Source organism: Dysgonomonas termitidis, from assembly GCF_054657735.1.
In genome coordinates this window covers 195,553-207,736 of sequence record NZ_BAAHYD010000003.1, presented here as the reverse complement: position 1 = coordinate 207,736, position 12,184 = coordinate 195,553, and the positions used below count along the sequence as shown (strand labels likewise).

Sequence of the window (12,184 nt, the reverse complement as noted above, 5' to 3'; positions counted from 1 at the left end):
TGGTCTTTATTTCTTAATTTTTATTATTCGAATAGTTCAGGATATAATTCCTTAGATATACAATGCACCTGATACTTGATATCATCATCCACAATCGTATTCCAATCAAGTGACTCAAAAATCTTTTCCAACGCCATACAAACCTGAAAATCATCTTCCGACACTTTGTATGCCAACCCCGCTTTCGCTCCCGATACAGATAGTTCGAAACTGTTGGGTAAGACCCATATATGTACTTTGTAGCCGGAAATGATGATATGTTGAGGCTGTTCCAGATCGGGATATTGGTTGATAGTAATTCTCAGTTTATCCAGATCGTCGAAAGAGTAGGAGACTGTAGGATCGAATGGGATACATCCTTCTTCAAGTTTATTAAGCATTACACCCAATTGTAAAAGCTTTTCCCCAAGGTCTTTTCTATCCGCATATCTGAAATAGGCGCAAAAAGAGTCACCTTCGCAATTATGCCCTCCTCTCGAACGCATGTAATGGAAGTATTGCAGCCGGTTACCCCAACGCTTGATTTCTTCACGTGTATTGTTCTGAAAAATACGGTCTTCTGCTATTTTGTCTAAATTCACAGCCTATTTATTTAAATTAAAAAACAAAACTATTCACCTTTCACTATCAACTCCCCTATTTTCAAATCCAGCGGAGTTGTTATCTTTATATTCGTCACTTCTCCTTTCACCAGATGCACATCTACCCCCATAGCCTCTACTACCGACGCATCATCGGTAAATGTATCTTTGAATTCCGTTTCATATGCCTTTTTCAATATATCCGTATGAAAAACCTGCGGGGTCTGTACCAGCCTGATTCCGGAACGGTCTATTATCCTGCTCTTCGTACCGCCAATCATCTCCCGAAGGCTGTCTGTAGAATCTATCACCGGGATAACAGCATGATATCTTTTAGCTGCATCGAAACACCTCGCAATCATTTCTTTAGAAGCAAACGGCCTCACCCCGTCCTGTATAGCCACTATTCCTCCATTTATCAATCCTAATCCGTTTTTCACCGAATGAAAGCGGGTCTCACCTCCCATAGCAATTGTATGCGGTATTCCGAAGTGGTAATTGGCGCATAACTCCTTCCAGTACACATGATGAGAATAGGGAAGTACCAGAACAATATTCACACTGTTATCGTAAGAGTGAAAAGCCTCGATAGTACGCATCAAAACAGGTTTACCCGCAATCGGGATAAATTGTTTGGGCAGATCGCTTCCCATGCGCAACCCTTTGCCGCCCGCAACGATAATGACACTTCTACTGTTCATTCTATCTTATCGAGTATTTTTTGTATTTCAATGTTGGTCTTCTGTAATTTGTCTTTACAAAACTTGATAAGTGTAGCTGCCTTCTTTACTTCCTCAAGAAGCACATCCACATCGAGTTCTTCATTTTCGATACGATACATAATGTCTTGTAGCTCCTGCATCGCTTCTCCGTATGTTTGTTCTTTCTTTGCCATATCCTTTAATTATTTTATTCTATACCAATGCTCTGATCAGCATAAATATCAATGCTGCCGCAGCAAGCCCTAGAAACCCTAACTTTACATAATCGAGAATATTGTAACTTCTCTTCAACGCAATATTTACCTCACCGTTTTTATCAATAAAATAGGCATTACGCCCTTTTTGCATAACCAATGCCAGCCCTTCGGAATAGCTGTAAACCGTTTCGAATGCAAAAGGTACAACCGCTTTATTCTCGTTGTTTATAAATCCCCAGACATTTCCCATACGTGCAGCCGCGCGCCCTTCCGAAAAATTACGCAGGTCGTCATATATAAAAGGGATAACGGTATTGCCCTGCTTGTCGATGCATCCATACTTACCGTCTTTTCCTACCGCAAGGAGTTCTTCGGAAAATTCGACAGCCATATCGTCGTAGATGAAAGGGATAACTTCGCGACCATCTTTGCCCAATACTCCCCATTTATTCTCCTTCGAAATGCAGATAAGGCCTTCTTTAAACAGGCCGCTGCCTTTACAATCATATACAAAAGGAATAACCTCATTGCCTGATCGGTCGATATATCCGCCATGTCCGTCTTTACAGGCATAAGCAAGGCCATTGTTGAAATCCATCACTTCTTCATAGATGCCAAAAGCTATGACTTCATTACCCTGCTTGTCTATAACTCCGGCTTTACCATCCTTAAACACACCGCAAAGGCCTTCCGAAAACCAGTTTACGCCGTCATACACATATGGGATAACCTGCTTTCCCTGCTTATCTATAAAGCCCCATTTACCATCTTCAGACACTCCTGCCAGACCGTCGGCAAAGGCATCGGCATTTTCATATTCGATAGGAATAGCTACATTTCCTGCCTTATCTATAAAACCGTTTTTTTTGTCTTTCTGTACCATTGCCAAGCCATCAAAGTAACTATACGCCATTTCATAAATGCAGGGGACCGCCAGTTCTCCGTATTTGTTTATAAATCCTGTACCCGACTTGCGTATTATATGTGCCATTCCGTCCATAAAGCTGAAAGCATAAGAATAAGAAATCGGTTTTTTATCTGTGTTCATAGTATTTTTTTAAGAGTATATGACTTCATTTTACAATAGATTCTATTTCTCCATCCGGGAAAAAAGTTGTAATCTCATCACCCTTTCTTAGTATCCCGCTTTGTTTTACAATCTTCCCGTCTTTCATTGTCAGGGTATAGCCCTTTTTTAATATATTTTCGGGTGAGGATAAATGTAACTGTTTATCCAACGTTTCCAACTTATTCAATTCTTCCTTATATTGCTGTTGTATACTTCTTTTCAAGCTATCCTCCAGCATGGAAAATTTGCTTTGGTTATCTTTCAATAATTGTAAGGACTTCCTCTTCAAATTATCTTCCAGGAATGCGAACTTGTTCTGATTTTCGCGTTGTATCCGCACCATACCTTTTGCCAATACATTTCTGGCAGAAGAAAGTACAGTTTCCTGTTCTCTATACCAGCCCTTCAGGATAAATGAGTTTTTAGTTTCGAATACACTCAGGCGCACAGTTTCATCCTGTAGCCGTTGCGAAACCAAAGATACTATATCCTGAGATATTTCTGTCAACTCCATTGCTGTTTCTGTCAGGTTGCCGATCAGGAATTCAGCTACTGCCGTCGGTGTTTTTGCCCGGGTATGTGCTACAACATCCAGAACGGTTTCGTCCCGTTCGTGTCCTATCCCCGTGATAACAGGCAGTGGAAATTGGGCGCAACTGGCAGCTAAGAGATAAGAATCGAAACTGCTAAGATCGGATGTAGCTCCCCCTCCCCTTATAATAACGACAGCATCGAAGCAATCCTGATATTCGTATATACGCTCCAGTGCTGAAATAATAGAATCCTCAGACCTGTCACCCTGCATGATGGCCGGAAAAAGTTTTGTATAGAATACAAATCCAAAAGCATTCTTATGCAGCTGATCGAGAAAGTCCTCATAACCCGCTGCCGTAGGAGAAGAAATAATGGCGATGCGATTCATCGGAAGAGGCAATTCCAGTTCCTTGTTAAGATAAAGGACTCCGTCTTCCTCTAGTTGCTTGAGAATGGCAGCACGGTTCAGGGCCTGATCGCCTAAGGTATAGCTGGGGTCGATATCGTGAACCGTAAGGCTGAACCCATATAATTCATGAAACTCGATACTCACCTGTACCAGTACTTTGAGGCCCGAAGAAAAAGTCTGTTTAGTAGAATTTTCGAAATAAGCCCTTAACAGATGGAAGGTATTCGCCCATATCATGCCCCGGGCTTTGGCCACAAGCGTTTTGCCGATACGGTCTTTTTCTATAAATTCCAGATAGCAATGGCCGTTCTGATTAACCCGTACGTCGCTCATCTCCGCCCTGATCCAAACCATTTCGGGGAGAGTGTCGTTAAGTACTCCTTTTATAAGGTTGTTCAGTTCATATAGCGAGATAGCCTGATTGTTCATTTCTTTTTCTTTGAAGCTTCTTTAACCTGACTTGCTGCTTTTTCTTTCTTTTCCACTAAAGATTGGGCCAGGGACATTGCCTTGTTCATGTCGGGCAAGCCGTATCCGTAATCCTGATCGGGAGTTTCGAAATTGTCGGACGATTCGCGTACAATACTTACTATTTCGCGGTTAGTCAATGTCGGAAATGCCTGCCACAGACAAGTAACCATCCCGCACATGATAGGAGATGAAAATGAGGTGCCTGCCTTGAAGCTTACACGTCCATTATCATCAATAGTTGCCGCCCCTAGCCCTAATGCCATCACATCAGGCTTTATCCGGAGGTCGGCGGTCAGACCACGCGAACTGAAACCGACAATGCTTGAATCCTGTTGTATAGCGCCCACAGTGAGCACATTCACCGCATCAGAGGGTGGGGTTATCTTTCTCCATTCCGAATCGCCGGAGTTACCTGCACTGATTACCACCAGCATCCCTTTCTGAGAGGCCTTATCTGCCGCCCGTGAAATAAGAGCCGTTTTGCCATCGAGGTCTTTATGTGTATAGCTTTTTGCAGGCTTATCATAGTTGTTATATCCTAACGATGTATTTACTACATCTACTCCCACGCTATCGGCATATTCTATAGCTGTAGCCCAATAATCTTCCTCGATAGGGAATTCACTACGGGGGTCTTCCGAACCCAGAAGCCAAAAGCTGGCCTCGGGCGCGGTACCTACAAACTGCATCGGTTTGTTTGTCCCTATACATGACAATACGTTCAATCCGTGCTGATTGGCATTGCTAAACAAGTCTTCGTTTTCGTATACAAATCCCTTGTAACCTTTTATATCCAGATTATCAAGCATCTCTATCTGTGGCAAATGATTAAACCCGGCATCTATAACGGCTATGGTCATACCTTTACCTTTATATCCGGCATTATGCAGAGCCTGCCCGTTGTTCATCTCTATATTTGTACCCGATTTTGAATAATAATTGCCAAATGCGACTGTTTCTTTTGCCGCATAATTTATGATACTATCTGTTTTCACTTCACCTTTTGGCTTTCCTTTCCATACAAAGAGAGCATCGGATACGAAAGGGAGTTCTTTATATTTTTCTACCAGTGTACTGTCATTACAATGGACGGCTACTGTTCCCATCCACTTACTTTTGGCTACGATAACTCCTCCCACATTTTCTATGGCTTTGAGATATTCCGATGAAATTGGAAGATCGGAAGTGTCTATCGCAAACCCTTGTCTATGACGACGTTCGATCGCTTTGGGAGAAAGGAATTCTTCAGGCTTATCTATTGTATAGGGTGTCTGTCCTTTATCTTTGAGTGTCAGCCGGAATTTGTAGTTGTAATCCTGCGCAAACAGAGCCGAAACCGATATGAGCAGGGCGCAAAGTAATGTTACCTTTTTCATGTTGTTATTTGTTTTATACAAAAGTAAAGATAATAGTCGTTAGTCACTTATTTTTGTAATAATAATTAAGGTTTACGGCCAATGTCAATTTGATCGTTCATCAATATGTCCAGACTGTATTCCTTATCTCCTTCCTATTTTCCACATCTCTTCCTGAACCGGCACATGGCACATCAAATATAAAAATCACAAGTTAAGAAACTAATAATCATACATTTATTAAATACGCTTCATTTTTTTCAAAAAAAGTTGGTGAAAAATTTTGTCAGTTAAAAAATACCGCCTAGATTTACAGTGTACTAGTTTTCTAATACACTAATAAAATAATAAACGAATAACTAAAAACATACAATTATGAAAACAGCAATCCTAACTTCAGTATTCGCAGTATTGGTTTCAACAATGAACCTTGGCGCCAGAAATATTATCACATACAGCAATGTAGAAAGCGGTGAGTTTGGAGTAAAGAAAGAATATGTTTCCATTAATAAAGAAACATCCAAACCCGAAAGCAAAGGATATTACCACTATGACAGGAAGGGCAATATCGTGGAAAAGACAGTAAGTATATGGAATGATGAAAAAGGATGGGAGAATTTAGTGACATACACTTATCAATACGGAGATGCAAACAAAGTGACTTATATAACATGTACAAGATGGGATAAAGATAATGCCAGATGGTCCGAAAAATCAGACGTTACTGTGCATATATATAATGATAAAGACGAATTTCTGACGACGAAAAGAGTTCAGGTAGAAAACAAAGCCGCCTTCGACTTAGTTTCTCAGAAATAAATACTAAGCAGAATATATTGAATATCGATAAGAGAGGGATAACAACCTATATATAATATAATTACGCAGTATTAACTTCGAATAACAAAAATCAAAAACAAATCCCCTTACCCAAAAATATGTTCTTCTAAAAAGACTAAGGTTGCCTGTTGAGCAACCTTAGTCTTTTTAGAAGAGTTAAATAATTGATTATAGCAAATTGCCGATCTTAAATCCGAGAAATACAGTACGAGGCAAACTCGGTCCGTAAATATATGAAGGGTCACGGTCGATACCCTTATCAAAATCTTTCTGATAAGAATTGAATATATTTTTCATACCGGCAAACCACTCAACAGTGACACCTCCCGTTATCCTCATATCATAATGAAACTTCAAGCCCGCATCAAAAAATGTTTTTGATCTGCGCAATTCTCCGGCATCCCGAACCTCGCCCTCAGATAAATCAACTCCAAAATACGGAACTAACATCCGGCCGGTGTAATTACCTGTTGCAGACAGGCCGAAATTACGGGCAAACTCCCAGTCCACGGTAAAAAAGCCATAGGTATCAGGCGTTCTGAAAAAGTTCTTTTCCCCGAAGGTTTCTTCAGCCGTTTTATATTTACTAGACTGAATAGTAAATCCTGCGCTCGCGCTCAACTTATCTGATGGCATCAGTTTCAGTTCCAAATTCAAACCCTGAACAGATGCTCCGTCCTTAGAATTGATACGGGTATAAATCACTGTTCCATTCTCATCCGGCGCACCGATTTCATTCCGGAAGGGATTATGCAGTTTGTTGAGAAAACCTTCTACAAGTATATTCGTGTTGATACCTCCAAGTTTTTTGTTGAAATCGAATGACAGGGTAAAACTTGAACTGTTCTCCTGCTTAAGACCAGGGTCATTTTTATTTACCACCTGGCGCGAACCCGATGTTTCGATATGAAGATCCTCATCAAATATTTGCGGAGCACGGTAACCTCTCGAAAAACCAAGACGTGTTTGCAGATACTCCGTAAGATCATACATTATACTTGCGCGGGGTACAAGCACAGTTCCCGATTTGTCGCTATCTGTCTGTTTATCGTTGATAGAATAATGCTCTATACGTGCGCCGGCAAGAAACCTGGCTTTGCCTACTTTAATCTCATATTGGGCAAAAGCACCGGTAGTAGAAAGCGACTGGTCGGATACGATACGGTTAGGGACATGCGTTGTTTCTATTTCCCCATCATCATTGACCTTGTATTCAGGATACCCTAACTTCTTATCTGTCAGATGTGACCCGGTATATTCCACACCTCCTATAAGAGTTGAAACATCATTTACCGAGGCCTTATACTGAGTACCGATATTAAACGTTTTATCCTTTGTGTTTCCGTAATCGCTTAACGATTGCCTGGCTCCGTAGTATGAATCACGGTCAAGATATTGTCCCGAAGCAAATACGGTAAGCAGGTCGCTCTCCCGCAGATATTGTTCATAGGTCAATGCCCCTGTCACCATATCATGTTTTACTGATTCCGAGATATCCCGTTCATGATCAGGATAATCCTGTTTATTACCGCCTTTACGCTGTTCGCGAATATTGAAAAAATCGAGGCTTATCTTACTTCTGTACGCAGGACGGTGAAATATACGGGTGCCGATAACGGTATTCTTCATTGGCGCTATTTCGGAAAAGCTATCACCATTGGCATCGAACATCTTGCGGTCACGCATATTACCGAATACAGAAATACCGGTTTTATGATCTTCTGTAACGAGTGTTGCATTCATTGTGGCATTATAATCGGCCGCTGGCCCATTAGAACCGCTTAGTCCCGTCCCTATCAATGAAGTATTAAATCCGGCTTCGAATGAATTCGTTTTCGGATCTTTCAGTATCAGGTTAATTGTTCCGGCAATAGCATTCGATCCATAAAGCACAGAACCACCGCCACGAACAACTTCTATCCGTTCCAGCATATTTGCGGGAATTAATTCCAATCCGTAAACACCTGCAAGGCCACTGAACATAGGGCGGCTGTTTATCAGTATCTGCGAATACGGACCCTCCATCCCATTCATACGGATTTGGGAAAAACCACAATTCTGGCAGTCATTCTCATAACGTAAGCCGGTACAGTAATTCAAACCCTCACCTAACACAACCGACTGGGTCGTTTCCAGCATCTTGGTACTGATCGTATTTACTATCACGGGAGCTTCTGCTCGCTTTTGTGAAGTACGTCCCGCTGTTACAACCACTTCGTTAAGATTGAGTGCATCCTCTTCTATTTCGAAGTTCACCTCTAACGACTTTCCACGCATCAGTTCCACTTCTTTTTCCTGAGGTTTGAATCCTATACCTTCGGCTACAACAGTAAACTTTCCTTCGGGCAGGTTCTTAAGCGCATAATGTCCGCTGGCATCCGTAGCTACACCTATTGTCGTATTTTTAAGGACAATATTAATATACGAGACATGTTTGCCTGTCTTACTTTCAATCACATGTCCGAAAATATTGGCGTCGGTACGCACCAGATTAGCCTGCATCACTCCTGCAGGCAGCATAAGTATCAATAATACTACTATATATTTTTTCATCTTCTGTTTTTAGTTAATCAGTATCTGTAAAAGTAAAGTCCGGTTCCGGATATCAGGTTAGAAAAAAGGAGGAGGACGCAGCAGAAAACTGCCTCTTTGATACTGAAAATGCAATACAGCATTTGAACTTGTCAGAAGAACAACAGTATTGACTGACGGAATAGTCAGGTCAATAACAGCTACAGACAGATCTATTACCTCAAAAGCAGATAAGTGCTGTATTAATTGTAATTCTGTTTTTATATGAGTATGCGCGGGTTTTCCATCACATCCTTTTTTATAGGGATGTGAATGGAGGATCATAATATCATCAATCTTATGAATGTGATAAAAGAAGTTTATAGATCCCAGATATAAGACCGTCACAATCAGGAGGCAAAACTTACTGATTGTTAGCGAATAACTGTTACGCATTAAATTGCGGTGTAATGATAAATAGCTTTTTAGTTGAAGTGCAAAGCTAAAAAAATCGCATTTCTCCGGCAATCACTATTACTAGGTATATAAAAAAGCATCAATACCTAGATATAGGTATTATATATACGAGATAGAAAAACATTATAACTAAAAAATCCGCAACATTTGTTACGGATTCAACTATACCTTTAAAACATCGGGCCGCCCGGACCTCTGCCTCCACCACCCGGAGGGCCGTAACGCCTGCGTCCGCTATCGGACCCGTCCATATCACTACTCTTCGCTCCGCCCTTGAATGACTGGAAGCGAATAGTAAGACCCACCATGAAATAACTGCTGATGGTATTATATGTGCTATAAGTTAAAGTATTGGAATTATCATTGCGTGATATATTACTCTGGTCTTGCAATATATCATATATCTTGAATCGCAGGGTCGCAGGGAGATTGATAGCTCCGGACTCTCTCTTTATCTTTATATTAAATTCTTTAGCCAGCGAAGCGTTCCACAACCAGGAATTTTCCTGATAACCGCCGGCATACCCCGAATTAGAAAAATAGGTCAGATCACTTTCGAGGACAAAATTGTAGGGCAGATACCACGAAAAGTCACCCCCTCCGCCATAATTATAAATTTCCGTATTTTTAAGGGACTCGTCCTGACCGGAAGAAGACAACGAGTTCAGGGTCTTCTCGTAAGATATATTCCCACGTATATTGAACTGGAACTTATCGGAATTAAATTTCAATCCGAGATTTTCACCTATATTATAGGTATTAGCTGTGTTCTTTTGTGGGTCGCTGCCGTCATGTGCGGAAATAAATGTATTATCGCGGTTATAATTTCCGGATGTACGGGAATTGATTGAGAAGCGTTTGTTTCTCAACGGAGTGTTATACATAAACATGAGCCGTCCGGTCATATTCCCATCGATATTCTCATAGGTAGTGTTCCGGCTATTCCCTTCTCCGAAACGGGAAATACTCGCAATAGCATTTGTTGTGTATCTCACGTCGGCAAAACCCATTATGGTAGATGTCTTTTCCTGTATATATTTCTGATAACGTATATTCAGCCTGTGTTCAAAGCTCGGTTTCAAATTCGGATTACCCCGTGTAGTATCGGTTGCACTCTGGGAAAGAACCCCATCGAACAATTGGTCGGTAGAGGCCTGATTTGTTTGACCGCTATATCGAATTCGCAAATTATGGCGCTTATCCCACAGGTAATTAAATTCCAGTCTTGGAGCAAAATTCACAAAATTCCGGGCTCTGTCTTTATTTTCCTTCTCTCCGGGCTCTACGACCGAAGTCTGGGAACGGGATGGATTCAATTCCATACCTACAGTATAATTATACTTTTGCCTGCGGGCCTGAAAATTTAATGATATATTCTGATTCAGGAAGTCATTTTTTGTATTACGTGTATAATCTTCCGCAATAACTGTATATTTCCCGGAAGCATCCTTTTCGTATGTCTTCTTGTCCGTTTCGGAATGGGTATTCCTTATGTCATAAGCCAGTTCAAGGAAATTATTCCGGCCTATTGGCTCCAGATAAGAAAGACGGGCACGCCAGTTATAATTATTATTTTTCTGATTATAGACCTGATCCTGAATACTTGTCGAATCTCTATTGAAGTAATTGGTTTTCGAATATGTTATACCATCGGTATCTCCATCCGATAATCCACCGGATAGTTCTACGGTAACAGAACGCCCCTTGCTATTCAGCTTCCGGTTTATTAACAGATTCCCATCCAGCCGGAGCGTATGTCCATCCGAAGAAGATTCGGAATCGGTCAAAAAGTTATCATTGGGTCTGGAAACGCTCGTACGCTCCGAATAACCCATCGAAAACTGATTTGATTTGGAATAAGAAATATTGGGACGGAATATAATATTAGTAAGACTGTCGGGTGTCCATTCAAACTTGAATCGTCCGTTCATATTTTTATTTATACTGTTCTGTGCCGAGGTCTTGTCTTCAAGCACATCACTGCGCTTATACGATGTATTACTGGTTGTTTCCACAGTATTATCTGTCCCCCGGTACTGAACATCCCCGTCATACTTAAATTTTTTGGAAGGCTCCATAGCAACATTCACCCCACCCATTGTAGTCTCAGTGAGTCCTCTGTTGTTTCCCCAGCCACGTCCGCCGCCGCCACCGCCGGCATTGTTATTATTATTGAAATTGCCCAATGCCGAAAGACGGTTGTCCCCCCTGGCTATATTGACAAATCCGTTTGCTTCGTAGCGGTCTTTGTTCCCGTATCCTCCCGATACAGTACCCATGATTCCTTCTTTCATCCCTTGTTTTACTACCAGATTTATCACAGTTTGTTCTTCTCCGTCATCAAAACCTGTAATCTGAGCCATATCCGATTTTTGGTCCAGTACCTGCAACTTCTCTACCATCTTAGCCGGTAAATTCTCGGATGCGGTCTTAGGGTCTTCACTGAAAAACTCTTTTCCATCTACAAGAATTTTAGATATATCTTTTCCGTTCACGGTTATTTTACCTTCCGAGTCTATCTCCGCTCCGGGTATCTTCTTTATCAGGTCTCCCAACACCGCGCTTTCCTGTACTTTATAAGCCGCTGCATTATATTCTGTCGTATCCCCTTTTATAATTATTTCAGGTGCTTTGGCTTCTACTGTGGCTTCACTCAGCAAAATGCCGTCCTCTTTCAGATATACATTACCTATTGCAGTTTTTGTCCTTGTATTCACCGGGAAATATTGCTCAAGATACCCTAAGAACGAAACATGTACCAGATAGTTTCCCGGTTTTACGGCTACACTGAATTTACCTTTTGCATTTGTAGCGGCACCTGTCACATAAGCACTGTCCTTTGCGTTCAGCACGCGGATACTCGCCAATTCAATTTCTTCTTTCGTACCGTCGTCAAATACGGTTCCTGTTATATTTACTGTCTGGGATTGCGCACTCAATTGAAAAAATATGCACAAAAAGAGAAGCAGGGGAATATTCCTTTTCATTGTTTCCTTAAGTCTAATTTTTATTTACCTG

General features: G+C 41.2%; 10 protein-coding genes. 1 reads left to right on the top strand and 9 read right to left on the bottom strand.

Features of this window, described 5'->3' with window-relative positions:
- Positions 1 to 23 precede the first annotated feature (23 nt).
- The 6 genes from ACYQ3L_RS22125 to ACYQ3L_RS22100 are packed head-to-tail and all read right to left on the bottom strand — an operon-like array spanning position 24 to position 5,359.
- Complete coding sequence (locus ACYQ3L_RS22125) at positions 24 to 581, bottom strand: hypothetical protein (protein ID WP_379997399.1); 558 nt, start codon at positions 579 to 581, stop codon at positions 24 to 26.
- Positions 582 to 610: 29 nt separating this feature from the next.
- Positions 611 to 1,282 carry a 2-C-methyl-D-erythritol 4-phosphate cytidylyltransferase gene (locus ACYQ3L_RS22120; protein WP_379997401.1) on the bottom strand — a complete coding sequence of 224 codons (672 nt, stop codon included), beginning with the start codon at positions 1,280 to 1,282 and terminating at the stop codon, positions 611 to 613.
- Positions 1,279 to 1,476: an exodeoxyribonuclease VII small subunit gene (xseB, locus tag ACYQ3L_RS22115; protein WP_194224434.1), complete on the bottom strand. Its 198-nt coding sequence runs from the start codon at positions 1,474 to 1,476 to the stop codon at positions 1,279 to 1,281. Before xseB ends, ACYQ3L_RS22120 begins: the two co-directional genes overlap by 4 nt.
- Before the next feature lie 19 nt (positions 1,477 to 1,495).
- A complete protein-coding gene (locus ACYQ3L_RS22110) occupies positions 1,496 to 2,548 on the bottom strand; it encodes a WG repeat-containing protein (protein WP_379997403.1) in 1,053 nt (350 codons plus the stop codon).
- Positions 2,549 to 2,573: 25 nt separating this feature from the next.
- Positions 2,574 to 3,941 (bottom strand): exodeoxyribonuclease VII large subunit, encoded by a 1,368-nt coding sequence (gene xseA / locus ACYQ3L_RS22105; RefSeq protein WP_379997405.1) that lies wholly within the window; start codon positions 3,939 to 3,941, stop codon positions 2,574 to 2,576.
- Positions 3,938 to 5,359 carry a S8 family peptidase gene (locus tag ACYQ3L_RS22100; RefSeq protein WP_379997407.1) on the bottom strand — a complete coding sequence of 474 codons (1,422 nt, stop codon included), beginning with the start codon at positions 5,357 to 5,359 and terminating at the stop codon, positions 3,938 to 3,940. The genes xseA and ACYQ3L_RS22100 overlap by 4 nt, the downstream gene beginning before the upstream one ends.
- Positions 5,360 to 5,713: 354 nt before the next feature.
- Between ACYQ3L_RS22100 and ACYQ3L_RS22095 the strand changes: the two genes are divergently transcribed.
- Positions 5,714 to 6,157 (top strand): hypothetical protein, encoded by a 444-nt coding sequence (locus ACYQ3L_RS22095; RefSeq protein WP_379997409.1) that lies wholly within the window; start codon positions 5,714 to 5,716, stop codon positions 6,155 to 6,157.
- 189 nt (positions 6,158 to 6,346) lie between these two features.
- On the opposite strand, the gene ACYQ3L_RS22090 is transcribed toward ACYQ3L_RS22095, so the two are convergent.
- From ACYQ3L_RS22090 to ACYQ3L_RS22085, 3 genes are all read right to left on the bottom strand, one after another.
- Complete coding sequence (locus ACYQ3L_RS22090; protein ID WP_379997411.1) at positions 6,347 to 8,731, bottom strand: TonB-dependent receptor; 2,385 nt, start codon at positions 8,729 to 8,731, stop codon at positions 6,347 to 6,349.
- A 57-nt stretch (positions 8,732 to 8,788) separates the two neighbouring features.
- Entirely contained in the window at positions 8,789 to 9,145 is a 357-nt protein-coding gene (locus ACYQ3L_RS27840; RefSeq protein WP_488193110.1) for a hypothetical protein, read from the bottom strand.
- Between the two features lie 191 nt (positions 9,146 to 9,336).
- Positions 9,337 to 12,153, bottom strand: coding sequence for a TonB-dependent receptor (locus tag ACYQ3L_RS22085; RefSeq protein ID WP_379997413.1), 2,817 nt, complete (start codon positions 12,151 to 12,153; stop codon positions 9,337 to 9,339).
- Between the last annotated feature and the right edge of the window lie 31 nt (positions 12,154 to 12,184).